We start from the raw sequence: 26,459 nt of genomic DNA on the forward strand, positions 1-26,459 counted from the left end.
TTTGGTGAGGGGTATGGAGGGGCGATCAAGAACCCCCCAGCGATCGCTTCCCATGCCTCTATCTTGCTGATAAGCTGAGATTCATAATTTGTAGCAATCTGTTATTCTTGACCATTAAATAGGCAAATATACTTTGAGATCGCGCAATCTCGGACAAGGTTGAGAGGAGTTAACCGTGCAAGTTGTAAAGGAGTACGTCCAGCGATGGTACGAAAGCGGGCTGGATCCCGATGAGTATATTTGCCATCGTAAGGACGGTAACATTGTCGAGATTGAAGAATCCACAACCGGCAAACGACGCACGGTTCTGACCTTTTGTACTAATGATGTGCTGGGCTTGACGCAGAACGAGTCGGTTAAGCAAGCTGCGATCGATGCCATTTTGCACTATGGCACCTCGAATAGCTCCACCTCGGTGTTGAGTGGACGGATTGATTTACACCGCCAACTGGAAACAGAAATTTCTCAGTTCAAGCATTTACCCCACACGCAACTCTTTCTCAATGCTTGGATGGCGATGCAGGCGCTGATGGATGCCTTCTGTCACTTAGCCATTCCGGTTCCGGAGTTTGAGCATACGCGGGAGACGCTAATTCTGACCGATGTGTTGAACCATGGTTGTATCGTCACCGCGATCGCCAATGCGGGAACGAGATCGGGGAAGTTATTCGGCCATAGTCCTCGGGTGCGAGTGCGAGCCTATCGCCACTGCGACATGGAGGACTTTGCTCGCAAGCTGCAACGCCATGCCCGTCCCGACGATCGCATTCTCGTTGTCTCCGACGCCGTCTTCTCGATGGATGGAGATGTGGTGCCGTTACTGGAAATGATCGACATTCTTTCCCACTATCCCGGTAGCACATTGGTGATGGATGAAGCCCATGCCAGTGGAGCCTTGGGTGGAACGGGTCGGGGCATTTATGAGCATTTTGGCATCAAGCCTGATTACGCGATCGAACGGGGCATCAATCCGTTGATCATGACGACGTTCTCCAAATTTGGAGCGTCTGTTGGGGCGGCCATTAGCTCCCACACCCCAGAATTGATTCCGTTGCTGAATGTGTCTCCCACCTCGATCGGCACCTGTTCCCTGGCTCCCCCCTTGACGGCTGCCGCGCTGCAAAGTCTGAAGGTTGTGCAGGAAAATCCTGAATTGGTACAGCGTTTGCAGGAAAATACCCGCTACCTACGGGGCCGCTTAGCTGAGCAGGGTTTTGATGCGATCGGAGAAACCAATGTGGTGCCGATTTTGCTACCGGAAGGAATTAGCCCGAAGGAATTTGCACGGGAACTAATGGAACTCGGGATTTGGGCCTCGGCGATTTGGTTTATTGCCAAACCTCGTATTCGTACAACGGTGACAGCAACCCATACTCGCGAAGAAATGGATGCCTTAGTCAGTGCGATGGTCACGGTACGCGATCTTCTATGCAAAACGACGATTAGTGCCTAATGCCAACACTTAAGGTTCAGCGCTTAAGGTGAAGTGACTCATGGGTTGACGGCTCTTCGTCAATCCTTTGCAAACCTAGCCGGAAATCTATCTGAAAACCCATCAAATTTCGATCGAGGGAGATTGCATCAGCAACCTCTCTTTTTTTTGAGTAAGTCTTAATCTGTTGTTCATAGTGTGAGCTTGATCACAGCATCTCTGGTCGCTCAATCCCGTCAGTAGGACACGTTTAAAAAATATCCTAACAGAAGAAAAAACTGGCAATGGCTGGGTGATCGTAGCTTTACCTAGGTGAATCATCGCTGTCCTTTTGTAAAGCTGCGATCGAGAACGGTATTCTCTCATGGAAATTACTGAATCAGTTGTTGGAAATTGAGGGGAATCGGGGGGCGGATATCGCACTGAGCGATCGCTATCGTAATCGATAGACTCCGTGATTTCGCTCAGAAACACTACTATCCATAAATCTGAAATGAGATTTGGTTCTTTCATCTTGTCGATCGTATTTTGTGGGAGAGATACTCAGGACACAACAGAAATAACCGTTCTGAAACAGATTTCTCTGAAACAAATTTTTCTGAAATCATCACGCAGGTTGATTGTCCTATGCTCTCCGCTCACAAAATTGCTACACTCGCTCAAGTCACTGGTTTAACGGCTGCAACACTCTGCGTTGCCCTCGTAGCAACCCCTTCTCAAGCTAATGCCTACAGTCTCAATGGATGGGACTACGCGATCGGTGGCTCAAACAATGGTTCTGGCGGTAGCGTTTTTGACTACAAAGGAATTGCCATCAAGGAATCCGGCGACTCCATTTTTGTTGCTCTCAATACCAACATGACCTTGCAAGGGTCGCTCTACAACAATAAGGAAGTCATTAACTACGGCGATTTGTTCTTCAACTTCACGGGTAAGAGCTTTAAGGCTGCAAGTGATGCTGGTCAGTTAGTGGGGATTCACTTCGCCACCAATGGCTCCCAATCGGGGGTTTCTCAAGTAGGGGTTTACTCCAATGTAAAAGCTAAGAGCACAACTGCCCAAAACTACGGGTACGCGAACCTGACCAAGTGGAGCGACTGGACCAAGACAACCAACAAAGGCGCTTACAATGACTCCTTTGGTGATTTGACCGCACGGGATAGCTATTTTGCAGGACAGCAAAGTGGAAGTGGGACGATTCTCAATGCCATCCAATCCGGTCAGAAAGTCAGTGACATTTTCATGATGTCTTCGGCTGATCTCCAAGCTGCTGGCTTGAACTTTGCTCAATTTGGTGGGAATGGCAGCCAAACATTGGGCTTTAGCTTTAAACGCACGGCTGATTTCAAAGTAGGTTCCTTCGTTGCTAACCTGTTTGCAGAATGTGGAAACGATGGGTTAGCGATTCGATCTAACCTGCACAAAGTTCCTGAACCGACTACCATGGCTGGGATTGCAGCAGTTGCAGGTTTAGGTTTGCTGGGCCGTCGTCGCCGTCGGGCTGCTTAATGGGTAACAGTTCATCTCTCGATTTAAGGGAGGTTCTAGTAATTAGTTAAAAAATTCGTCTTGTCAAATGTCTGAGTGACGCGAACGGCTACATTATTCATCCAAGGGTGGTTCTCCACCCTTTTTTAGTTGGATTTTTGGGCCTAAATGGATGGAATTGGAGTCCTTTAGGTTACAGGCTATTGACCATGGACAGAAGGAGAGGCAAGAGACTGCTATAGTACTACCAATTTCTGTTACTGATCTTCGTTCTCAAGCATCTCTATAGCCCCCGTTGTCTTCTGTGAATTATGGATTTTCAAGTTATTCCGGTTACCACGGCTGACCAGCAAGAGCTGTTCTTGGATGTACCCTACTGCGTCTATGCTGGAGATCCCAATTGGGTTGCTCCATTACGCAGCGATGTGGCGAAAAAATTTGATCCGAGTAATCCATTTTTTCAGTATGGTCAGTTACAGCAATGGATTGCTGTTCGGGATGAATTGGCTATAGGTTCTAATCAATTGCGGGCGATTGGCCGGATTGTTGCAGCGGTCAACGATCGCCTCATCAAAAAAGAACGCTGTAATATTGGGCTGGTGGGCTTTTTTGAATGTATTGAGGATTTTCAAGTTGCCCAAGCGTTGGTCAATGTAGCTTGCACTTGGCTACAACAACAGGGGATGTCTCAGGTGCGAGGACCGATCGATCTATCTACCCACAATAACTGCCTCTTTTTAGTCGATGGGTTTGACTCGCCGCCCATGATCATGATGCCCTATAACCCCCCCTACTATCCGCAGTTTTTTGAGCAAATGGGCTGGCAAAAGGCCAAAGATGCCTATGCCTATGACTTTCCACTCACCGATCGACAGTTGACGGCACAATTTGAAAAAGGTTACCAGATCGCACTGAAAGCGGGGGTTACGTTCCGGCCCATTCGGACAAAGGGAGACGGATTTACCGAAGATGTGATTGGGTTATATAACCTGTTTACCCGCGCTTTTGACCTCAATTGGAGTTCCACCCCCAGGACTCAGGAAGAATTTATGGAGGAAGCGAAATCGCTGCAAACTTTAGTTGATCCGGATGTGTTCCCGATCGCGGAATATAACGGTGAAATGATTGGGTTTTGGATGGGTTTACCAGATTACAACATTCCGTTGCGGCGAGTAAAAGGGAAGCTGGACTTACTGGGAATTCTGAAATTTCTTTGGTACAAACGGCAGATTAATCAAGGCCGTGTACTTGCGATCGCGTGTCTACCAGAGTTTCGGCGAAAAATGGTGCCCCTAGGGTTGATTCACCTTGGGTTGCAAGGCGGACAAAAGAAGGGTAAGCCCTATCAACGCGCAGAGCTATCTTGGGTATACGAAGACAACTTTCCCTCTCGCAAGCTCATTGAAGCCTCCGGGGGCAGAATTTATAAGACCTATCGAATTTATGAAAAATTTCTGTAATCAGTAGAGCCCTCCCAGTTAGCTGACAGTGATTCACTGATCATTATTTCCTTGATTCTTCAAGCATTGAATCTTTCATTCTCTTTTTTGATATCAGGTAGAAATAATAGATAAATTTAATGTCACAGCTAGCAATCACTCCTAGATTATTTTAGTATTTTTTGTATTGCTTGCAGGATTGCTATGAAAGCGCTAGTTACGGGTGCGAATGGATTTACAGGATCTTATCTAGTACGATCGCTGCTGGATCGTGGAGATCAGGTGGTTGCCTATGTACGTCGATCGAGTGATTTAACGCGACTACAAGGGTTGAATAACTTGGACTATGCCTATGGTGAGATTACCGATCAAGCGGCCTTAACCCAGGCTATGCAAAGCGTAGATGTGGTGTTTCATATCGCAGCCTATGTTGAATTGGGGCTGGTAGATGCAGCAAAGATGGAACGCACCAATGTGCAAGGGACACAGGCTGTACTGCAAGCGATGAAATCGGCTGGAGTCGGTAAAATGCTCTATTGCAGCACGATCGGGATTTTTGGGGATACCCAGGGCCGCACGATCGATGAAACTTTTCAGCGGGAACAGCAGAACTTTTCTTCAGCCTACGATCGCACCAAATATCAAGCCCAACAACGAGTTGATCAAGCGGTTAAACAGGGTGCTCATATCGTTAGTGTGATGCCCTCAGGCATTTTTGGCGTAGACGATCCCCACTTTGGCCCTGTGCTCAAGACCTTCACCCAAGGGAAGTTGAAGCTCTGGGCTGGGGGTCAGCGAGTGACCGGGATTGTCCATGTGGAGGATTTAGTCGATGGCATGCTGCGGGCGATCGACCATGGGCAAGCGGGCGATTATTTTATCCTGTCTGCGGGCGATCTGACCACGCGGGAAATGTTTCAACTCTGCGGGCAGGAGATTGGAGTTCCCGCCCCCGCAGAAGCGCCGGAATGGTTGGTGCGATGGGTGGCTAAGGTGTTGGATGGGATCGGTCGTCTGACGGGATGGCAGCCGCCGATCGACAATGAACGGGTGCACTACGTCTACGATCGCTGTGTACGGGTGAGTGGCGCAAAGGCTATGGAGCAACTGGGTTGGCATCCTCGCTCTCCCCAACAAACCTTGACGGAAATTATCCGGCAATTGGTTTAGCTCTCTACGTTTTAGGGCTCTCGTTTAGGTTCCTACAGTAGTTTTTGCAGAGCAGTTGCTTCGGCAACCGCTTTACCTTCACTCAACAGGTAGTGGAAAAATTCTTTGGCAATCACAGAAAGCTGTTTACCTGAAGGATAGACCACGTACCAATACCGTTCGATCGGAAATTCTTCCACATCTAGAATCGTTAACTGGTTAGTTAACCCTTCCAATGCCAAAGTGTGTTTCGAGAGTACCGAAATGCCCATCCCCCCTGCGATCGCTTGCTTAATCGCTTCGTTACTACCCAAATCCAGTCTGACTTTAAGGGGTAACCCATGGGCATCAAATAACTTTTGCACGGCCTTACGAGTCCCTGAACCAGGTTCCCGCATAATAAAAGGCTCTTCCGCAATGCGCTCTAAGGGAATTTGCTTTTGGCCGACTAAGGGATGATTACGCGGGGCCAACACAACCAATGGATTCTCCATAAAGGGATGAATTTCAACATCCATATCTTCAGGGGGCTGACTGACGATATAGAGATCATTTTCATTGCTGGCCAAGCCATCTAAAACATACTGGTGGTTGGTAACCGTCAGGGAAATATCAATCCCAGGATAACGCTGGCAAAAGGCTCCAAGAATTCTTGGAATGACATACTTTGCTGTTGTAATGACCGCAAGCCGGAGTTTGCCTTGCTTCAATCCTTTAATATTCGCGATCGCGATTTCAAACTTGGACAATCGATCGAATACATCTTGGCAAGTCGCAAACAATTCGCGCCCAGCATCTGTGAGGTATAACCGTTTGCCCACTTGTTCAAATAAAGGCATGCCAACGGTTTTGGAAAGTTGCTTGACCTGCATAGAAACCGTGGGTTGAGTCAAAAATAACTCTTCCGCTGCACGGGTAAAACTATTGTGACGAGCAACTGCTTCAAAGACCTTTAATTGGTGTAGAGTCGCGTTTTGCAAGGGTCTATCTCCAGGATTCGACAAAATCTATAGAGTTGTATCTATGTCAAAAAATTATTACAATGCTTTTTGTTTATGAAATTTACGGGTATTATACTTGATTAAGAGCGTATGCTCCCTTCCAATTCATGCGTTGCACAATAAAGTTTTAGATGAACTGCAACAGCGATTGTGTCTTCCTCCCTGTGCATTGCAGGATGCTGAGGAGTGTAATCCCTGAAAGCGTTGATCAGCGACTCACTGTGCAACGCTTTTTTAATGCTTTTCTGTGGGGGATAGGTGATTTCAACCATTGCTTCTATTGTATAGGACTTTTTGACCATTAATTTGAATAGGAGTGATTAAAAATTGATTACAACGAAATTTGAGAAACAGGGTACGATCGCAATACTGTTGAAATGACTTATTCCATTCATCACAAGTTGAATCATCATGGCAGACATCGTTGATATTGCGGTCAGTAATGACAACTTTAAAACCCTAGTCGCCGCTGTCCAAGCGGCTGGCCTTGTGGATGCGCTCAAAAGTCCAGGCCCATTCACCGTTTTTGCACCGATCGATGCTGCCTTTGAAAAATTACCGCCGGGAACGGTGCAAACCTTGGTGCAAAATCCTCCCCAGTTAGGACGAATTCTGAAATATCACGTCGTGGCCGGGAAATATACCAAGGCGGATCTGGAGAAATTGGACTCGATCGATTCCTTAGAGGGAACCTCGATTCGGTTAAATATGAAAGCCAACGAGGTTAAAAATTCAACGGTCATTGCTCCAGACATCGAAGCAGACAATGGCATTATTCATGTCATTGACAATGTGATTCTGATGGGCCCCTAGGGTCGGTGTTGGGAGAACTTTATTGCAATCAGTCACTTCCAACCGTTTAGTCCTACTTGTTGACTAGCTGTCATTCCCCATAACAAGCCTAGGGAGGACGGGAAGCGAGAATTTTAAATTCTGTGCTTCCCGTTTCTAGTTTCTAGACCCTAGCGATAGTCTTGAGTTTGAATATCCCGAATCCGAGCTTCCGGTCTCAGGAAACGATCCATTTGAGCTTCAAAGAAGGCGCGATTGGCTTTCAAATGTTCAGGATTAGGATCGTTTAACGGATACAACAGCGCCGCCCGTAGCGCTTGAATCACAGCGGAGGTAACGCAATACATCGATCGTTGGAAACTGACGGCCAACTGAACCAGCATATCGTCTTCACCTCGACAATGCTGCTGGTAATACTCCACTAAGTAGGGGGGTAGGAAGTGCAGCATATCCTGGGCCAGGAAGGTGGGAGGAATGCCTGCGGTGCCTACGGGGAATTTGTCGGCATAGAGTACGCCATAGTGGAAGTCCTGCTGATCGTCAGGAACCTGATTGGCTTGGGCGTTGTAGGACTTTGTTCCTCGGAAAGGGGAGGTTCGATAAAATACCGCTTCCACGTAGGGCAATGCAGCCTCATACAGCCAGGTAAATCCTTTGGATTTTGGAATAATTTCGTAGCATTCACCCCGAATGTAAACATGGTGGTAAATGGGACGACCCGCGATCGCAAAGATGCCATTGACCAGGAATTCCATTGCTTGTGGAACGCTGGTTAATTTGCCCTCATCATAGAGATCGGACATTTCAAAAAACACCGGAGCCATAACTTCCCAGAACAAGCCGAGGTTGGCGTAGTAGGAGGCTTGGCGGCACTGCTCTAAAAACATGTCGGGAAAGAGTTTATACAATCCCAGCATGACCGGATTGCCTTTGAAGTAAGCTTTGATGGCCCGATCGGCATTTTGCTTATACTCGTCGGAATCAAGATAGGGATCAAACTGGTTCCAGGGCACATACATATCGCGGTGCCACAGCATCGATCGCATACATTCTTCCGCAAATTCCATGTTAATGCGATCGTGCCATAGGTGATGGAACAACCGAGGGAGTTTCTGTTTCAGCTCACCTTTCTCGATAAATTCCCGCAACTCTGGATGACAGTCCGCGCCCCCTCGCCAAATCCGCAAATCTGCGGTGTCTCCCGCATAGTGATTGGGCCGTTGCAGGTATTCCTCGGAAATAAAGTATTTGAAGAAGGGCAACGGATTCAAGAACACCTGTTCGCCGATGTAGAGCAAATCCCGCCAATAAAAATCCATCGGTACTGCATAGGCTTTATACAACCCAATGATTTGCATCAGGTTTTCTGGTGTATCAGGCAGCATGGCTTCGCCTGCTTCGAGCCGATGGATGATGTGAGCCAAGGGATGGTTGGACGGTGGCAGTTTGGTGGAGGGAGGGGTCGCGACGGTCATCAGCACAAATCCTCGTAAGTGTGGGTAAAATCCAAAATTTGACTCAAGTTTGCAACTCAAGTTTGTGACTCAAGTTCTAGACCCAAGTTAGAGATGGGTTGCCCGATCGCGAAGATTGAGCTGAGTGGGCACAATGGCTGCGATCGATTGATTGGGGAAGGCAGAAGCCACAATGGCCTGGGTGGTGGGTTCGCTCCAGCGCACTAACCAAGTCGGTTGCACCCCTAGAAAGACGATCGTCGCCATCAAAATTAGAGCGGGGAAATATTCCCGTTTACTAACACTGGGGTAGTAGGCACTCTTGGAATCCAAACGACCAAAGCAAGTGCGATTCAGCAGAATGACAAAATAAACGGCGGTGAGACCCGTTCCCGCGATCGCCAACAGTGTTGGAAGGGGGAAGACCGAGAAACTGCCTTGGAAGACCAAAAATTCACTAATAAAACCGACCATGCCGGGAATGCCCGCACTGGCCATGGCCGCCAGAATTAGCAAAGCTGCCGTTAACGGCAAGCCACGAATTGGATTGAGCAGACCGTTGAGGACATCCAAATCACGGGTTCCCACCTTAGATTCAATGATGCCGACAAGATAGAACAGTAGCGCCAGAATTAACCCATGGGCCACCATCTGGGAAACCGCACCCACCATGCTAAGGGGCGTAAGGGCAGCAGCCCCCAGCATGACATAGCCCATATGCCCGATCGAGCTGTAGGCAACCATGCGCTTAATATCCTTCTGGGCAATGGCGGCAAAGCCCCCGTAAAGAATCGATGCAGCGGCGATCGCAGACATCACAGGAGCTACAGAAGCCCATGTTTCAGGGAATAGTCCAACGGCAAAGCGCACCAGCCCATAGGTTCCCAGCTTGGACAGAATCCCACCTAACAACATCGCCACTGGCGCAGAAGATTCCACATAGGCATCCGGCAACCAAGAGTGCAGCGGTACCAGGGGAATCTTAATTCCAAAGCCGAGCAGCAAGACAACGAGCAAGACCAATTGCAGGGTCGTCGGTAACTCTGTGGTGTTAATCGCGCTGTATTCGAAGCTATTGCTGTGAGTCAGCCATGCGATCGCCAGAAAACCTGCCAGAATCAAAATTCCGGAGATTGCCGTATAGATCAGAAACTTGGTGGCAGCATATTCCCGCTTGGCTCCGCCCCAAATGACGATGAGCAAATAGAAGGGAATCAGTTCCAATTCATAGAACAGGAAAAAGAGCAATAAATTCTGAGCTAGCAAGGCCCCAATCACACCCGCATTGACCAGCAGCAGCATGGTGTAGAACAGGCGAGGCCGTTGCAGCGTTTCATTGGGCTTAAGTCCCACTTCACCATTGCAGGCCACCATCAAGGTCAGCAAGTTGGCTAGCCCAACCAAGGGTAAGGAGATTCCATCGATCGACAAACTGTAGTTCAATCCCAATGCCGGTAACCAAGGCATTAATTCCTGCATCTGGAAGCCCGCTTGACTAAGGTCAAACTGGGTAAACAGTAAGGCAGTGAGGGCAAACATAACACTAGCAACCCCGATCGCGCCCCAACGCGCGCGGGCCGCCGAGAGTTGACCGGGATAGAACCCGATGACTGCCGCTCCCAGAACGGGCAGCCAAACCAGCATACTTAAGAGTGGCAACTGCATAGAAAATCTACAAGTAGAACAATAGGGTTGGTAATGGAGGCGGACACAAGGGTGAGATTAACCTTTAATTACCTGAGTGATTCATTGAGAGAACACTGGATAACAGGAAGCTTTACTTGATTACGATCTGCTTTAACCGATCGCGAGCCTTAAGTGGGACAGCATTGGATAACTCAGCCAAGCTCCCAACGCAGCCAACCCTAAGAGAATTGTGAGCATGTATAGCTGAGATTGGCCAGAAGTGCTGTATTTCAAGCTTTGGCCACTAAATAACGTAGCCACCCCAAACAGATTGGCTAAGCCATCGATGAGATATTGGTCAAACCAAGCTGTTACATAGGACACGACTGCCACAACCCCAACGATCGTATTGCGATAGAGTTGCGGGGTATAGAAATCGTAGGCAAAGAGATTTTGTAGTCCCTGCCAAGGCAAGCGAATCGGTTTTTGAATGGAAGGACTGAGATAGATGATTGCGGAAACGGCAATGCCCGTGATGCTAGACCAGATCAGTAACAGCGCATTATCTTTCTGGAGTTCTGCCCAGTTGGGTAGCAAATCAACGGCGGAGAGAATCAGCGGTAAGTGCATGACGAAACCCATGGTCACAATCATAGGAATCGCCATCGGCCAGTGGATTTCAGGCGATCGCTGAGCCATTTGTTGCGGCTTGCCTAGGAAGACCCGGCAGAAAACCCGCGTGTAACTGAAGGCCAAAAGGGCATTCACCAGAAGAACAATACCCGCCACGATCGCATTCTGCGACCAGAGTCCATTCATCAGTTCCATCTGCGCCCAGAAACCACCGAGCGGAGGAAGGGCGATCGCGCCAGCCATTCCGACTAAAAAGCTTCCGCCAGACACAGGACGACGGCTCAGCAAGCCCCCCAACTGCGTAATATCTTGGGTAATGCTATTCCAAACAACAGCACTGCTACTCATCACCAACAGCGCCATACTGACCGCATGGGTCAGACCCAGTAACAGAGCCGCTTGGTTATCACCCGTACCCACCGCAATGAAAATCAAACCCATGTAAACGCTGGTGGGATAGGAGAGCGTTCGTTTGATATCGATTTGCGCGATCGCGATTAACGCACCACATACCGCCGTCAGGGCCCCAATGATAATCGCGGTATTGAGAACCGTCTGAGATAGAGACAGGACGGGTGATAGTTTCACCAGCACCCAAACCCCCACTTGGACGACCACGGAATTTCGAAGAATGGAGCCTGGGACTGGCCCTTCCATCGCTTCATCTAGCCACAGGTGCAAAGGGAACTGAGCGCATTTCCCCATGGGGCCAGCCAGCAGTGCCAATCCAACCAGGGTAATCACGGTGGGATTCACATCGGCAGTTTTGGCCCATACAGCGAGTTCGGAATAGTTCCAAGTACCGGCGATCGGTAACAAAGCCACCACGCCCATTAGCAAAAACAGGTCGCCAATTCGTTTGGTTAAAAACGCATCGCGGGCACCTGTAACCACTAGGGACTGGTTAAACCACAACCCAATTAATAAATAAGTTCCCAGCGTCAGAATTTCTAGGGCAATATACCCAAAAAACAGGGAATCACTCAGGACTAGGAAATTCATTCCGGCTTCAAACAAAGCCAGCAGTGAGAAAAAGCGAGCCCACCCCCAGTCCATTTCCATATAGCCGATCGCAAAAACCTGCGACAGCAAATTCAAACCCGTAATTACAACCACCGCCGCGATCGAAGTCCCCGAAATTTCCAGCGGAATGGAAAGGTCTAAACCCGCGACTTGCAGCCAAGGCAAGACAATATGTAGTGGGGGTTCATCCCAAACGATCGGCAGGGTTAACGCTGCATGGACAAACGCAAACAGCGTCATCAATGCATTGATATACCCTGCGGGTCGTGGCCCCGTTCGTCGGGTAATCCCAGGAAACCAGAGGGCAGATAAACTTGCGCCGATCAATGTATAGATTGGAATCAGCCAAATCGACTGAACCAGTGGGTGAGCCATTCCTCCCTCCCTGTGTAGTAAACCTTAAAAAAGCAGTCAGTCAAACTTAGGGGTCTACCCAATCTCTCCCAATCTGGATCCTTCCGATCGACCACCATCCAAGTGACAGTTCTGAAAAGTCAATCTAGAAAAACAAGAAGCCCTGGGATTATTGAGTTTTTTCTATGAGCTCGCATTGAAACGCTTATAAAAATCAATGCTTAATTAAATATGTATCACATCTAAACTCAATGCAATGATTTCCATTTGTAAGTTTGAGTCTTAGTTTTACTGATAGGTCGCTCAATGCGAGTACCTGTCTTCGGTTAGTCCCTATGGATTAAGTGTTTCAGCCTATTTGGAATATAAAATCCAATGGGAACAATCAATAAACTTCTATTCATTCCAATGATTGAGAAATTCGAGGTTGATGCTAGGGTAAGTCTCTATACATCACGCAATTGAAAAACAATTGGCAATCCTGTTGGCAAACATAACGACTACAGCTACTAACGATCGCGGTAGATAGTAAATAACGATCTTTACGATTCGGAGTGGATTCAATACTGGGCTGCAATTGACACACTCAAGCAAGAACAACCCGGTTCAAGGGCAACCCGGTTCAGGCCCGCTGGGGGTAATCAACCTACATTAACAGCCACGGAACAGAAACCCCTGATGCACTCAGGATTCATTGCAGAAGTCACGCAGACAAGACAACTTAATTGCGGTTGCGATTTAATTACGGTTGCGATTCCCTTGGGGCGATCGACTAGGCGGGCGCGGGACTCGACCATCGGGTTGATTGATTTTGAGTTGTTGACGACCATTGCGGACAATTCGCAACATCTCACTCATCTGTGCTTCCATATCCCGCAGCACCTTATCTGCATATTCATCGGCACCCCGTTGGACTTCCTCTGCCTCCTCCAAGGCCCGCTGTTGCATCCCTTCTAACTCTCGTTGGGCCTGTCGTCGAGTTTGATCAATTTCTGCTAAGACCTGTTGCTGGGCAGCTTCACACTCCTGCTGCACCTTCATCTGAAGTTGCTGGGCTTCATACTCTGCCTGCCGGAGAATTCCGGTTTCGTTCAAAATCTGGGCGGCTCGCTGCTCAGCAGTTTCAATAATTTCCTGGGCATACTGTTCCGCTTGAACCAGAATTTCGTCCTTTTGCCGCACCACTTCTTCTGCCAGCTGAAAGGCCTCCGGCAAACTGAGACGGACGAGATCCAGTTGATCTAAAAAGGCATCCTCATCTACCATCGTGCGACGACTCAGCGGCAGCGGGAGACGGGGGCTATCCAGTAGCATTTCCTCCAAGCGATTCAATTCTTGCTGGATGTCGAGGTTTTGGGATCCTCGATCGTGTCGTCCTTCGGGGCCGGATGGGTTTTGGCGTAGCATCGGTGAAGATCCAGGGCAACGTGTTTGGGCACTAAGTGGTCAACGGGGCCACCAAGCTTGGCAATCTCCCGCACCACACTACTGCTTAGAAAACTATATTCATTTGAGGTGACTAAGAAAACTGTTTCGATCGAATCTGAGAGGGTTTTATTGGTATGAGCCATCTGGAGCTCCATTTCAAAGTCAGAAATCGCTCGCAGGCCCCGAATCAGTACGGATGCTTGACGGGCCTGGGCATAGGTTACCGTCAGCCCTTCAAAGCTATCAACCTCAACGTTGGTCAGGTGTTGGGTTGCCTGCCGCAGTTGCTCAAGACGGGCTTCGACGGGGAAGAGGGGGACTTTGCTCGGGTTGCGGGCGATCGCCACAATCACTCGATCAAATAACCGGGATCCACGGGTAATAATGTCAAGATGTCCTAACGTCACGGGATCGAAACTTCCAGGATAAATCGCAATCACAGCTCGGGGTTGGCAAAGGACTTTCCCATCTTCGTACTAAACGGTCAATCCCACCCCACCTGGGCGAATCCCCTTTACAATTGGCAATATAGCAATCCTCAAGGTTGGGTTATGTCTCGGATTTGCATTCTGGGTGGCGGATTTGGTGGTCTATATACGGCGTTGCGGTTAAGTCAACTGCCCTGGATCGGTCATTCCAAGCCAGAAATTATTTTGGTGGATCACCGCGATCGCTTTGTTTTTATGCCGCTGCTGTACGAATTGCTAACGGGGGAATTGCAAGCCTGGGAAATTGCGCCGCCCTATGTGGATTTGCTAGTAGATACGGGGATCCGGTTTATTCAAGCTACAGTGACAGGGATCCAACTGACCGATCGACAGGTTCAGTTATCAACGGGAGAGCATTTGACCTACGATCGGTTAGTGCTCGCGATGGGGGGTGAAACCCCAACGGATTTAGTGCCGGGAGTTCAAGACTATGCGTTACCCTTTCGGACGTTGGAAGATGCCTATCAGCTCGAAAGTCAATTGCAATTGCTGGAGAATTCTGACCGTGACAAAATTCGGATAGCCATAGCCGGGGCAGGCTACAGCGGGGTTGAACTGGCTTGCAAGTTGGCGGAACGGTTGGGAGATCGGGGGCGAGTGCGAATTGTAGAAATGGCAGATCGGATCCTGCGCAATTCACCAACCTTTAATCGTCACGTTGCTGAAAAGGCATTAAACGATCGCAGCATATGGGTCGATCTGGAGACAACGATCGATGCCTTGACGGCGGACTCTCTAACGTTGCGTTACAAAGGACAACTGGATACGCTGCCAGTTGATCTGGTTCTGTGGACGGTGGGAACTCGAGTAACACCTATGATTCGTGATTTACCTCTGCCCAAGACCGATCGGGGACAGGTAAAAATTTTGCCCACGCTACAAGTCTTGGATCATCCAGATATTTTTGCCCTAGGGGATTTAGCCTCGGGACTGGATGGGGACGGGCAGGTGGTTCCTCCCACGGCCCAAGCAGCTTTCCAACAGTCGGACTATGCGGGCTGGAATCTTTGGGCGTCACTGACCCACCGTCCCCTATTACCGTTTAAGTACCAGCATTTGGGAGAAATGATGACCTTGGGGACGGATGAGGCAACGCTAGCAGGCTTGGGGCTACAACTCAGTGGTTTGCCCGCCCATCTCGCACGGCGGATGATTTATCTATTCCGGATGCCAACCTTGGATCACCAATTGAAGGTCGGTATTAGCTGGATCACACGACCATTGATGGACTTGCTGCGGTAGTGGCGCTGAGCTCCGTTGAAGGAAGCTATGCCTACTGAAGATTGCAAACACTAAGCTACAGACAAACACTAAATTACAGAATTGATGGCCAATCGGAAGAAGCGTTATGGAAACACCCAAGGTCATTTTTTTTGATGCAGTTGGTACTCTTTTTGGGATCCGTGGTAGCGTTGGAGCTAGCTATGCAAAGATCGCTCTTCGCCACGGTGTTGAAGTTCCTGCTCAAACGTTAGATGTAGAATTCTTTTCAGCGTTTAAGCAAGCTGGATCACCAGCATTCCCCAATGTATCTCTTTCAGAAATTTCTGTGATGGAATATGACTGGTGGAAACAGTTGGTTCGAGCGACGTTTGATGGTGCTGGTGTCCTGCCGCAGTTTGAGGACTTCGATCGCTTCTTTGCTGAACTGTTCACCTATTTTGCAACGGCAGAGCCCTGGGAACTTTATCCCGATACCCTAGTGACGCTGCGGCAAATGTACGATCGGGGAATTCCGTTGGGGATTTTGTCGAATTTTGATTCGCGAATTTATGCAGTTTTACGATTGCTGAACCTAGCGCAGTATTTTCAATCGGTCACCATTTCTACGGAAGCGGGTGCCGCCAAGCCCGATTCCCGGATTTTTCAAATTGCGCTCCAGAAACATGGCTGCCGACCCGAAGAGGCATGGCATGTGGGGGATAGCTTAGAGGAAGACTACCGTGCGGCCAAAGCCGTGGGGTTAAGGGGCATCTGGTTGAGCCGTCGGGCGGGACTTCCTAGTCTTTCTGGCTCCGTTAGGTATCCGGCAGATTGATAGGTCTACAAGCTGTCTGCCCCACTTATGACCCCATTAATTTATCGAGTTTTTCCCGCACGGTGAGATGGAGGAGGGACTTGATTAAAATGACCCCTGCCACTCCGGCAATGACAAATGCTGCGATCGCGCCGCCCTTATAAGCGGCGAGTAACAGGACTGCACCAATCAGTCCAGAAAATCCGGCAATGCAAGCGTAAAGTAAAGCTTTGATCGACAGGTTCAGTGTCTTGAGTGCTCGATCGCTTTCCACCGATCGCACCCGTATTTCTAATTCCCCTTGGGCAAGACGTTCCTCAAGACGGGCGATTGCCGCTTCGGTGGGATTGGGCTTTTTGATTTGATAGGCCAAATAGCCTTTGGCCTGTTTGACTAGTTCACCCATACCGCGACCCTGATTTTGTACTGTGGAGGTTGCTAAGCTCTTCACAAAGGGTTTGGCGGCTGCCAATAGATTATATTGTGGATCCAAGTCACGGGCGACCCCATCTAACGTCGTTAACGCTTTGATAATAAAGGTCATGCGAGCGGGTAATCGGAAAGGTTGTTGCTCAAATAAGCTGTAAAGCTCATTCCGCAGGCTTTTGAATGCCTGAATTTCCACTGGTTTTTCCGTAAAACGCTCTAGCAAAAACTTGATGATCCGATGAACTGGTGTCATGTCAGACATCGGTTCAATTAAGCCCATATCTGTCAGGGTTTTGATGACTTGATCGGTATCCTTCTTCAGAACAGCAAAAAAAGTTTCGACCATCTGATTCCGATTAATGGGCTGCACCTCTGCCATCATGCCGAAATCGTAGAAAATCAACTTGCCATCCATGCTGACTGCCATATTGCCGGGATGGGGATCCGCTTGGAAAAAGCCATCTTGTAGTAACTGCTTCAGGTAGGCACAAATCCCAATATGATTAATATCCTTCGGGTTGATGCCGACGGATTCCAGCATCGCTCGTTCGTTGACCTTGATGCCAGGCATATATTCCATGGTCAGTACGCGCGCCGTAGTGAGGCGAGGGTAGACCTTGGGAACTGCGATATAGGGGTGATCTAGAAAATTCCGGCGGAAGCGATCGGCATTCATCGCCTCTCGTACATAGTCAATTTCTTTGTAGAGAATATCGGAAAATTCTTGATAGATGGCATCCAGGTCGTAATAGTGAGATCCTGGTAGGAAGCGCTTGATCCAATGAATCACACGTTTGAGAACTTGGAAGTCTAAATCAAAGAGTCGTTCCAGTCCTGGACGTTGGACTTTAACAACGACCTCTTCTCCACTGTGTAAACGAGCCCGATGGACTTGACCCAGACTTGCAGCGGCGATCGGCTCGCGATCGAATGCTTGATACAGCGTATGAAGGGGACTGCCTAATTCTTGTTCAATAATGGCGATCGCTTGGTCTGAGGGGAACTGGGGCACTTGATCCTGGAGCCGAGTCAGGGCTTTGACGTACTCCATGGGCAATAGGTCGGCTCGGGTGGATAGCGCCTGCCCAATTTTGATAAACGTTGGCCCCAAGTCCAAGAAGGTTTGCACCATCCATTCTGCGGTTTGGCGACGGGCTGTGCTGGAGCGTCGCAATCCTTTGCTATCCATCCACAGGCAAATCCCTAGCTTGGCAGCAGAAATCGACACGTCCATCTGACGGGCGATGGGCGAGTAGCGTGGGCGTTGCCAACGTAAAGATTGGGGAGGGGTTGAGGTTACTAGCATAGGTCTCGGCTTATTATACCTAGTCTGCCCTCCAAATTTAGGAATCCCCTAAGCACAATTCCTGATCCTTATGATTAGTGAAAACTGAAGTTATTAGGGAATTCACGTTCAAACTCAGCCATTCCGCAGCCAAATTTCCCAGAAGCGACGGCTAACACAGTAGCACAGGACAGACACTCTCAATGCATGCCTTAGGCTTTCTGGATGCAAGATGATAAAAATCTAAGGTTTGGGCAGATCAGGAGCTTGGGGAAGGGTGACCACAAAGCTGGTTTCGTAGGACTGGCTATCGGGAATGGGATTGCTGGTTGCGATGATACTGCCATTGAGGTGTTGCACAAGACTTTTCACTAAGGCCAACCCTAATCCGGTTCCAGGGACTGCATTCTGAGTCATGCCTTGGCAACGGCGAAACTTATCGAAGATATGAGGCAGTTCTTCGGGCGAAATGCCCTGCCCAATATTGGAGAGGGTGAGTAAAAGTTTGCGATCGGGCGTAGTACTTACTTGTAATTGAATGGCGGTGTTGGGGTCGGAATATTTGCCTGCATTCGTCAGCAGCTCTAATAGAATCCGATTAAGGCTTGCGGCATCGGTAAATAAGGATGGTTCCTCGGTTGGCATGTTGACTTCTAACACGAGTCCTTTCAATGCCCATCGTTGATCGAAGGAATGGCTGACCTCTTCGATCGTGCGCTTCAAATCTACTGCCTGCATCTGCATGGCCACTTGCTTGCTCTCAAGTTCCTGGAGAGCAAGTAGGTCGTTAATTAAACTCGTCTCTTGGGCACATTGCTGCTCCAAGATATTCAGGTATTGCAAACGACGTTCCGGGGACAGGTTGGCTTCCCTCAGCATGCGAATGGCTAACATCATGCTAGTGAGTGGAGTTCGTAATTCATGGCTGAGGGTACTGAGGAACTCATCCATGCGTTGATTCATTTCCCGCAGCTTTTCAATCTGTTTACGGGTAATTTCATACAGCTTGGCTTGGAGTTCTAAGCTTTGTTGAAGCTGTGCAGTTCTCTCTTCCACTAAGGATTCCACTTGTCGCAGCGTTTCAGTCTGAATGATTGCAGCACTGAGCTGGGCTGCCACCAACTCTGCTAACTCGATTTCATCCGCTTGCCAAGTTCGAGGTTGGGCATTCTGGATAGCCAAGAAACCCAGCAATTTATTTTTGCTTTCTAAGGGGACAAACAGCAATGCTGGCATCTCCTCGGGCTGGAGCAAAGGAGCAATGACGAGAGATGGCTCAGGGGTATCTAGGGGATTCGACTCCGCTGAGGGCTGCTCTGGGCTGGGGGGCAATACCGATCGACAGATTTCAAAATCCCTGGCATCGTTAAAAACTAGGGTCTGGGAGCCCCGCCCCATTGCATATTGGAACAGGTGACAGTCCGAAACCCAAAAAGAATGGCTCAGGGGAGGGTTGGGAGGAATGGGATCTCCACCAGAGGAGTCCGAGTCTGGTCTGTCTAGAGGGTGCTTAGTGGGGTTGAGGTAGGAGCCTTCAATAATGACTCTTGCTTTGGGAATACGATCGGGCGATCGCATCAAGTGACGAGGATCCCAAAACTTGAGTCGTAGAATCATTGCCCGGGATGCGTGAAGCACTTCAGTGGCTCCCTCCAAGGCAATCTGGGAGATGGATGGCAACTCCACTGACCCGCGAATGGCAAAGGTCAGTTGACGAATTAAGCTTTGGTAGGCTGCCTGACGCTGAACCTGTTGCTGGAGATTGGCGACTTGGGATGAAGACTCCAGCATAGCGGCACGATCGGAATGATGACTGACTGGGGGAGGTAAGGGACAGTCTGATGTGAGGAGGAATTCACCTCCTTGGGACTTGGTTAAGCCATCCATCCGCCCCATAGGTTTCTGTGCTCCTAACTTAGACCGCGACACGTTTAGCTGCATTGGATCTCTGAGCCTGGAGGTCAACCACTGGGCTTGTACTCCTTCACTTATCCTAAGGATTTTCAGGATACTTTACGGTGTACTGTGGCTCCCTCACATCAACATTAAATTAGCAGTGAATATCTTTCAGATTACAGTGTGACACCATAGACTGTATCCGTAATTTCCCTACGATTCCACAATTCTGAATTAATTCCCTGAAATCTAATTGGATGATGACGGCGGTTGGGCTGAAATCTTGGGCGCTGAGTCACCCGAAAAACGTAGATCACGGATGATTGTAAGTCTTATATCAATCTTTAGATCAGGCTATGTGCTGATTTACGGAGAAGGCTTCTTTAATCTTGATGAAAATTTTAATTGTTATAGGAGCTTCTGGGAAGATTTACGATACGCCATTTGACGATACGCTTGCTGACAGTAGGCGATTTGACGATTCGGGATGGGTTGCCTGAGTCAGGGCAGGCTAGGTTCCATCAGTTGAGTAGTATAGTACACTTGAACGAAATGAATTGGATGGTTATTCCCTAGCAGGTAATCATGACTTCTGGGCCTGAATTTTCCGCAAAGGCTGTAGTGGGGACGGTGAAAGGCCCCGGTGATAACGGGAACCAATACGTTTTCATCACTTCAAATAATCACCATGTCAAAATTGGTGAATATGTTTACTATCAGGTGAATGAAGCGGACAAAACGCTGCAAATTTTGGGCAAGATTTCGGAATTACGGCTGATTGAGCATTTGCCCGATCGCATCTTTGCCGATACGGAGATTAGTCCCCAGGCGATCGCGGCATTAGTGGGTTTTACCGACGCCAATCCAGAAATTTATCAAGTCAGTGTGGATGTCATTGGCCACTTCCAGAAGGGGTTGGGCTTTATGAACCCTCGGCGGGCACCCAATCCTGGAGCCAAGGTATTCCTAGCCGATGACGCCATGCTGCAAGACATTTTGAACAAGAAGCAGCCAGGAGAAACCGGAGCTGCGTTGATTGGCTCGGTTTTGCTTCGGGAACAGGGAGCCGTTCAGATTGCCCTCGACGTCAAAGAATTGGTCAGTACCCACATGGCCATTCTTGCGGGTACTGGATCCGGTAAGTCCTATACAGCAGGGGTCTTGATTGAAGAACTGATTGCGCCGAATAATCGGGCAGCGGTCTTAATTTTCGATCCCCATGGAGAATATGGCACGTTGCAAGAGTTGCAAACCCATGAAAAATTTCGGGGAGAGGATGGTTATCAACCCGAGGTGCAAGTTCTGACACCGGAGCATATTCGGATTCGCATGTCGTCACTGGATTACTACGATTTGCTGACGCTGCTACCGGGAATGAGTGAACGGCAGCAGGCCATTCTGCATAAAGCGTTTCGGATCCTGGGTCGCCATCGTAAGGGGGAGTTCCGCTGGGGCGTGCAGGATTTGATTGCAGCGGTGAATGAGGCCGATACCCAGATGGATGATGAAGGGAATGAGAAAAAGGGATCCTCGGCCCCAGCCTTGGAGTGGAAGTTGGAAGCATTAGAACGATCGAAGTATTTCCATACCTTTGAACATTCCGTGGCCCCTCGGGATCTGTTTCGACCGGGCCAGGTCACGGTGCTGCAAATGAATGAAATTAGCCAAGAGGAACAGCAGGTGATCTGCGCAGCCGTTTTGCGCCAAACCAATCAAGCCCGCATGAACACCCATCGGCAATTGGTCGATCGGGGGGATGAGAACTATTTACCTTACCCCGTGTTTATCCTGCTGGAAGAAGCCCATCGCTTTGCCCCAGCCCACGAGCCGTCCCGCTGCAAAATGATTCTGCGAACCATTCTGAGTGAGGGCCGAAAATTTGGCCTCGGTGTAGGGCTGATTACCCAACGTCCCGGCAAGATTGATTCCGATGTTTTGTCGCAATGTATGAGCCAGTTCATTATGCGCATCATCAATCCGGTGGATCAAGACAGTTTGAAATACGGAGTCGAGGCGGCGGGGCGCGATTTGTTGAAGGAACTGCCTGCCTTAACTAAAGGCCAGGTCATTGTGTCCGGAGCCTGCGTTAATACGCCTGTCCTATGTCAAGTGCGGAAACGTCACACCCAACATGGCGGCGAAACGATGGATGCGCCCAATGAATGGCAAAAGTATTTCCAGCAGCATCACCAAGCAGCCAGGATGCTTCAGGATGCACCTTTGGCCATCCCAACTGCCCGATCGACCGAACCGCGATCGCCTAGCAATGGAGTCCGCAAACGAAGTCGCAGCGTGGACTAAATAGATTAGGGTCACTAGCGTGCTTTCTGGAGAGCTGCTGTTTGATTGTTCTTATAACGGCTGGTTCGATCCTGTGCCACGCTGTAGCGTTTGTCGTTGTTGGGAACTTGGGCCATGAATTCCGAGGCTTTGCCCCATTTGTCCGCGATCGCTTGCCATTCGCTGGGCGATTGGGCCTTCGTTCCTTCACTAGAGGCTTCCTCCGCTAACCGAACCGCTGCGGCAAAGGGATCTGGACTTGCAGGACTTGCAGGATTGGCAACTGTAGTTGCAATGGGCTTAGTGCCTGCGGTAGGCGTGCTGGTTGCAGATGGGGTAGGCGCGATCGATGCAGGGGCACTGTTGGGGGAATTATTGCTAAAAGTTGCCGTGGAATTAGTAGGTGGATTGGAACTAGAGCTAGTAGATAGACCCTTGAGCCAGTAGAAGATCCCCCCCCCTAGGAGCAACAGTAAGACGCTGAGACCCAGGCCACTGAGGGTTCCTCGCCAAAATTGTTGTTTTTCGCGCTGTTGTCGGGGGGAGTGATTGTGGAAACTCGTGGAGGGGCCGGAGAAGGAGGCTTGCAAGTCTTCAAAAAAGTATTTGATGACATTCTGACGAGCCAGCGTAATTTCCTTAGACCACAGAACTTGATTATCGGGATCTCGATTGATTTCATCCAGCCACAGCAATTGCTGCTCTCTCACAATGCGACTGTTGATATTGACGCGGCGAATGCTGCGGGGAGCAATCTCTTCTAGAATCGTTTTGATCCGCTGAGGTAGCACTTCCACCGAGATTTGGTCTTCCGTTTCTGCTTCACAGAGCAGTTGCAATACCCGATTATCAAAAACTGCACGAGTTCGAACACCCAAATCCGTCAATTCTTCATTCAGGACTTGAATAATGGCAGCAACGCTACCTTGATGGGCTTGTTTCCGAATGTCGTTAGCTGGATTCACGATGGTAGACATAGGGGCGGGACTTTCTAGAGTAGCCAGAAAGAAAAACCTGACGATCGCATTCCTGGCAAGGGTATTATTTCTGGCAATAGTATTCCTGACCACGGAATTTAGTGTTCATGATACTCGCTCGGGATCAAAACGGCTGTATAAAAATCCTTAGCCCCTGCCCTTACGATCGTTCTCACTTCCCCACACCGCTTTGCGGCTCTATCCCACTATTCTTTTTCTCCAACTCACCGATCTAAGAACCCTTCCGTCAGATGGCGATGGTCGTTAAATCGGCGGATTTGCCAGAGATCTGTGTTGTAGCGATTTTCGTTATCCAAATGCCAGCGATCGTGGTCGATCCAAAACTCAAACATCGCTGTGTTGTGGGAAGAAATCCGCCAACTGCGATCGACGCCCAACACTTCTGCAATTAAATGGGGCAGAAAGCCGCTGTGGGTCACAATCCAGAGCCGATCGCCGTTTTTGTGGCGGGTTAGAATTTTTTGGATAAAACGATGGGCGCGATCGCGGATTTCCTGCAACGTTTCCGCTTCTGGAACGGGGATCCAATCGGGGGTAGATTCTAATTTATGGCAAAGATCAGGATAGCGGGTACGCGCTTCAGACCAAGTGAGTCCCTGAAAAATGCCATTGTGAAACTCTTTCAAGTCATCCATGTAGGTAATGATGACGGGCTCTGGCTCCAAATCAGGGGCGCTCGGTGCGTTGGTCAGGTCGCTAATGTAGGCAGGGGGATAGCTTTGGAAGGGTGCCAGGGCTAGCTTTGTGGTTTGCAGCGTACGGCGAAGGGGACTGCTGTAGACATGGGTAGGGATCCAACCCTCTTTAAGCAGTGCCTGTCCTAATTTCTCAGCTTGAATTTTTCCATGCTCAGTTAACGGGTATTCTCCCTGACCTTGCATACGGCGCTCAATATTGCCCGTGGATTCTGCATGACGGATGAACAAGAGCTTTAAAAACTGCATGGTACCCAAGACTCAGCCAGAACAGAAATTGTAACCAGACTTATTGCAAACACAAGGGTGAAGTAGGTGATTCCAGGCAGGGGAAAATCCTAGACACTAGAAAATTGTAGACATTAGAAATGGGAATGGTTCACAGGGTAAATCCGATCGGCGATCGCACTACAATAGCCAAGAGGTCAATTTTCTAGTTTGACGGAATTCAGCCCTATGATGATGCTCAAATCCACGACGCGCCATATCCACATCTTCACGGCTTCAGTCGAAGACAACGAGCTGATTCCCAGTGAGAATGTCTTAACGCTGGATATTGATCCCGATAATGAATTTATTTGGAACGATGATGCCCTGCAACAGGTGTACCAAAAGTTCGATGCGTTAGTCGAGTCCTACAGCGGCGAGGAATTGACGGACTACAATCTGCGTAAGATTGGATCGGATTTAGAGCACTTGGTTCGTGATTTGCTGCTTAAGGGTCAAATTTCCTACAATTTGAACACTCGCGCACTCAATTACAGTATGGGTTTGCCTCGGGTTGAAGGTTGAGCAAGTTAGCCTCAAGAGAGTTCCCAGGTGAGCGGAAGTTTTGGTGATTTCCGCTCCTTTGGGGTGGCTTTCGCCAGGTATTTCGGGACTTGCTGAACGTCCAAGTTGCCGCCACTCACGATGACGCCGATGCGGGCACCGGGCTGGGAGATAACGCCTTCGAGCAGAGCCGTCGCAGCCAAGGCTCCTGTAGGTTCGACCACAATTTTGAGCCGTTCCCAGAGGTAGATCATCGATCGGGCGATCGCGGCATCACTGACCGTTACCATGTCGTCCACGAGCTCCAGGACGATCGGAAAGGTGAGTTGCCCCAAGCTAGGCGTCCTGGCTCCATCGGCGATCGTGTTCGTTCGTTCAATCCGTTGCAGTTGACCCGTTTGAAACGATCGAGTAGCATCGTCCGCCAACTTGGGCTCTACTCCAATGACTTGGCAATGGGGTAACAGGTGTTTGGTGGCGATCGCGCAACCGGATATCAACCCCCCGCCGCCCACGCAGACCAAGAGAAAATCCAGCGTTCCGACTTCTTGAATCAATTCCTGGGCAGCGGTGCCCTGTCCAGCGATGGTGGGAACATAGTCAAAGGGTGGGATCAAAGTTAGACCATGAGTTTCCGCCAGTTCTTGGGTGACGGTTTCGCGGCTTTGGGTGGCGCGATCGTAGAGAATCACGTCGGCCCCGTAATCTCGGGTGGCAGCTTGTTTGACTGCTGGGGCATCACTGGGCATGACGATCGTGACTGGCGTTTTCAGCAATTGTCCTGCTAGTGCCAAGGCTTGGCCATGGTTGCCGGAGGAATAGGCGATCACCCCGGCTTGCCGTTGGGCGGGATCTAAACTGGCGAGGGCGTTGTAAGCTCCCCGAAACTTGAAAGAGCCCGTCTGCTGGAAATTTTCGCATTTGAAAAAAACGGTGGCTCCCGTGCGGCGATTGACCTGCTGGGACGTGAGGACAGGCGTACGATGGGTCACTCCAGTGAGGCGATCGGCAGCGGCGCAAAGGTCAGCGTATGTTAGGGGGAGGCTCATGCAGAGGTCGGGAAGGGTCAAGGAGTTTATAGGTTGGTGGCGGACGGTTCCGGGGCAGGGGGCGGAAAAATCACATCTTCATAGAGCGCCGTCACCGGGCAGCGAAAGTCAATGCTCGCCAGTTCCAATTCATCCTCTGCGTGGAAGGCGTAGAGCTCCCAGCGATTCTGGGCATTGCGCCGAAAAATTTCCACCAGCATCCGATCCTGGGAAACCAAGACATATTCTTCCAGAGAGTCTAATTCCCGGTAGGTTTCAAACTTCTTACCCCGATCGTAGGCTTCTGTAGAGGGGGACAGAATTTCGACCACTAATTTTGGGTGAGTCTTGAAATAATCCGTTTCGCGATCGCGGGGATCGCAGGTCACGATGAAGTCAGCGTAGTAGTAGGTGTTGCGTTGAGGCACATGGGTTTTCATGTTTGCCCCATAGCCTCGACAGCCCTGTTTACGAATATGGGGAATCAGCAGCATGGGCAAGTTAAAGGTGATCGTTGCATGGGTATCACTCGCGCTGTCCACAGCATAAACTGCACCATCGACGTACTCATGCTTGGCGAGACTCTGTTCTTCGCCTGCCAAATATTCTTCTGGAGAGACATGGCTTATCTGACTAGTGGACTGTCAGTTTTCAATTTGTGGATAGAGGCGCTTCAGTCGAATCCGAGCATCGGCAGTAGTAAACTGCCAATCTACTGCCTTTTGCAATTGATTACGTTCAGTGTACCAAGCC

General features: G+C 49.5%; 21 protein-coding genes. 9 read left to right on the forward strand and 12 right to left on the reverse strand.

The window, feature by feature from the left end; translation table 11 throughout:
• Positions 1–175 precede the first annotated feature (175 nt).
• The 4 genes from ACN4EG_RS16900 (at position 176) to ACN4EG_RS16915 (ending at position 5,529) form a co-directional block, all read left to right on the forward strand.
• Positions 176–1,453: an aminotransferase class I/II-fold pyridoxal phosphate-dependent enzyme gene (locus ACN4EG_RS16900; protein WP_431631173.1), complete on the forward strand. Its 1,278-nt coding sequence runs from the start codon at positions 176–178 to the stop codon at positions 1,451–1,453.
• A 606-nt stretch (positions 1,454–2,059) separates the two neighbouring features.
• Complete coding sequence (locus ACN4EG_RS16905; protein ID WP_431631175.1) at positions 2,060–2,941, forward strand: XDD3 family exosortase-dependent surface protein; 882 nt, start codon at positions 2,060–2,062, stop codon at positions 2,939–2,941.
• Positions 2,942–3,231: 290 nt separating this feature from the next.
• On the forward strand, positions 3,232–4,380 hold the full coding sequence (locus ACN4EG_RS16910) for a hypothetical protein (RefSeq protein WP_431631178.1): 1,149 nt from the start codon (positions 3,232–3,234) through the stop codon (positions 4,378–4,380).
• 183 nt (positions 4,381–4,563) lie between these two features.
• The gene (locus ACN4EG_RS16915; RefSeq protein WP_431631179.1) at positions 4,564–5,529 is read left to right on the forward strand and encodes an NAD-dependent epimerase/dehydratase family protein; all 966 of its coding nucleotides are present in this window, start codon (positions 4,564–4,566) and stop codon (positions 5,527–5,529) included.
• Between the two features lie 32 nt (positions 5,530–5,561).
• Here the strand turns inward: ACN4EG_RS16915 and ACN4EG_RS16920 are convergent, their stop codons facing one another.
• Positions 5,562–6,488 carry a LysR family transcriptional regulator gene (locus tag ACN4EG_RS16920; RefSeq protein WP_431631181.1) on the reverse strand — a complete coding sequence of 309 codons (927 nt, stop codon included), beginning with the start codon at positions 6,486–6,488 and terminating at the stop codon, positions 5,562–5,564.
• Between the two features lie 432 nt (positions 6,489–6,920).
• Here ACN4EG_RS16920 and ACN4EG_RS16925 point away from each other — a divergent pair, with 432 nt between their 5' ends.
• Positions 6,921–7,322 carry a fasciclin domain-containing protein gene (locus ACN4EG_RS16925; protein ID WP_431631182.1) on the forward strand — a complete coding sequence of 134 codons (402 nt, stop codon included), beginning with the start codon at positions 6,921–6,923 and terminating at the stop codon, positions 7,320–7,322.
• A 149-nt stretch (positions 7,323–7,471) separates the two neighbouring features.
• Here the strand turns inward: ACN4EG_RS16925 and ACN4EG_RS16930 are convergent, their stop codons facing one another.
• From ACN4EG_RS16930 to coaD, 5 genes are all read right to left on the reverse strand, one after another.
• Positions 7,472–8,776 carry a CO2 hydration protein gene (locus ACN4EG_RS16930; protein ID WP_431631184.1) on the reverse strand — a complete coding sequence of 435 codons (1,305 nt, stop codon included), beginning with the start codon at positions 8,774–8,776 and terminating at the stop codon, positions 7,472–7,474.
• 87 nt (positions 8,777–8,863) lie between these two features.
• A complete protein-coding gene (locus ACN4EG_RS16935; RefSeq protein ID WP_431631185.1) occupies positions 8,864–10,420 on the reverse strand; it encodes an NADH-quinone oxidoreductase subunit M in 1,557 nt (518 codons plus the stop codon).
• Between the two features lie 132 nt (positions 10,421–10,552).
• A complete protein-coding gene (locus ACN4EG_RS16940; RefSeq protein ID WP_431631186.1) occupies positions 10,553–12,412 on the reverse strand; it encodes an NAD(P)H-quinone oxidoreductase subunit F in 1,860 nt (619 codons plus the stop codon).
• A gap of 717 nt (positions 12,413–13,129) precedes the next feature.
• The gene (locus ACN4EG_RS16945; RefSeq protein ID WP_431631188.1) at positions 13,130–13,798 is read right to left on the reverse strand and encodes an ATP synthase subunit B family protein; all 669 of its coding nucleotides are present in this window, start codon (positions 13,796–13,798) and stop codon (positions 13,130–13,132) included.
• A complete protein-coding gene (coaD, locus tag ACN4EG_RS16950) occupies positions 13,720–14,259 on the reverse strand; it encodes a pantetheine-phosphate adenylyltransferase (RefSeq protein ID WP_431631189.1) in 540 nt (179 codons plus the stop codon). Before coaD ends, ACN4EG_RS16945 begins: the two co-directional genes overlap by 79 nt.
• Before the next feature lie 111 nt (positions 14,260–14,370).
• Between coaD and ACN4EG_RS16955 the strand changes: the two genes are divergently transcribed.
• Positions 14,371–15,549: an NAD(P)/FAD-dependent oxidoreductase gene (locus ACN4EG_RS16955; RefSeq protein WP_431631191.1), complete on the forward strand. Its 1,179-nt coding sequence runs from the start codon at positions 14,371–14,373 to the stop codon at positions 15,547–15,549.
• Positions 15,550–15,655: 106 nt separating this feature from the next.
• On the forward strand, positions 15,656–16,345 hold the full coding sequence (locus ACN4EG_RS16960; RefSeq protein ID WP_431631193.1) for an HAD-IA family hydrolase: 690 nt from the start codon (positions 15,656–15,658) through the stop codon (positions 16,343–16,345).
• 25 nt (positions 16,346–16,370) lie between these two features.
• Here ACN4EG_RS16960 and ACN4EG_RS16965 read toward each other — a convergent pair whose 3' ends face one another.
• A complete protein-coding gene (locus tag ACN4EG_RS16965) occupies positions 16,371–18,059 on the reverse strand; it encodes an ABC1 kinase family protein (protein ID WP_431631194.1) in 1,689 nt (562 codons plus the stop codon).
• A gap of 222 nt (positions 18,060–18,281) precedes the next feature.
• The gene (locus tag ACN4EG_RS16970) at positions 18,282–19,934 is read right to left on the reverse strand and encodes a GAF domain-containing sensor histidine kinase (RefSeq protein ID WP_431631195.1); all 1,653 of its coding nucleotides are present in this window, start codon (positions 19,932–19,934) and stop codon (positions 18,282–18,284) included.
• 585 nt (positions 19,935–20,519) lie between these two features.
• Between ACN4EG_RS16970 and ACN4EG_RS16975 the strand changes: the two genes are divergently transcribed.
• The gene (locus ACN4EG_RS16975; RefSeq protein ID WP_431631197.1) at positions 20,520–22,235 is read left to right on the forward strand and encodes an ATP-binding protein; all 1,716 of its coding nucleotides are present in this window, start codon (positions 20,520–20,522) and stop codon (positions 22,233–22,235) included.
• A gap of 14 nt (positions 22,236–22,249) precedes the next feature.
• Here the strand turns inward: ACN4EG_RS16975 and ACN4EG_RS16980 are convergent, their stop codons facing one another.
• Together ACN4EG_RS16980 and ACN4EG_RS16985 are read right to left on the reverse strand one after the other, a co-directional pair.
• Complete coding sequence (locus ACN4EG_RS16980) at positions 22,250–23,191, reverse strand: hypothetical protein (RefSeq protein WP_431631198.1); 942 nt, start codon at positions 23,189–23,191, stop codon at positions 22,250–22,252.
• 224 nt (positions 23,192–23,415) lie between these two features.
• On the reverse strand, positions 23,416–24,156 hold the full coding sequence (locus ACN4EG_RS16985; protein WP_431631199.1) for a histidine phosphatase family protein: 741 nt from the start codon (positions 24,154–24,156) through the stop codon (positions 23,416–23,418).
• 207 nt (positions 24,157–24,363) lie between these two features.
• On the opposite strand from ACN4EG_RS16985, the gene ndhM reads away from it, so the two are divergent.
• Positions 24,364–24,699 carry an NAD(P)H-quinone oxidoreductase subunit M gene (ndhM, locus tag ACN4EG_RS16990; protein WP_431631200.1) on the forward strand — a complete coding sequence of 112 codons (336 nt, stop codon included), beginning with the start codon at positions 24,364–24,366 and terminating at the stop codon, positions 24,697–24,699.
• A gap of 11 nt (positions 24,700–24,710) precedes the next feature.
• Here the strand turns inward: ndhM and ACN4EG_RS16995 are convergent, their stop codons facing one another.
• Both ACN4EG_RS16995 and ACN4EG_RS17000 read right to left on the reverse strand, forming a co-directional pair.
• Complete coding sequence (locus tag ACN4EG_RS16995) at positions 24,711–25,727, reverse strand: threo-3-hydroxy-L-aspartate ammonia-lyase (protein WP_431631201.1); 1,017 nt, start codon at positions 25,725–25,727, stop codon at positions 24,711–24,713.
• 26 nt (positions 25,728–25,753) lie between these two features.
• Entirely contained in the window at positions 25,754–26,308 is a 555-nt protein-coding gene (locus ACN4EG_RS17000; RefSeq protein ID WP_431631203.1) for a Uma2 family endonuclease, read from the reverse strand.
• Positions 26,309–26,459: the final 151 nt, after the last annotated feature.

Source organism: Alkalinema pantanalense CENA528 (assembly GCF_050753345.1).
In the GTDB taxonomy this organism is placed as follows: domain Bacteria; phylum Cyanobacteriota; class Cyanobacteriia; order Leptolyngbyales; family Leptolyngbyaceae; genus Alkalinema; species Alkalinema pantanalense.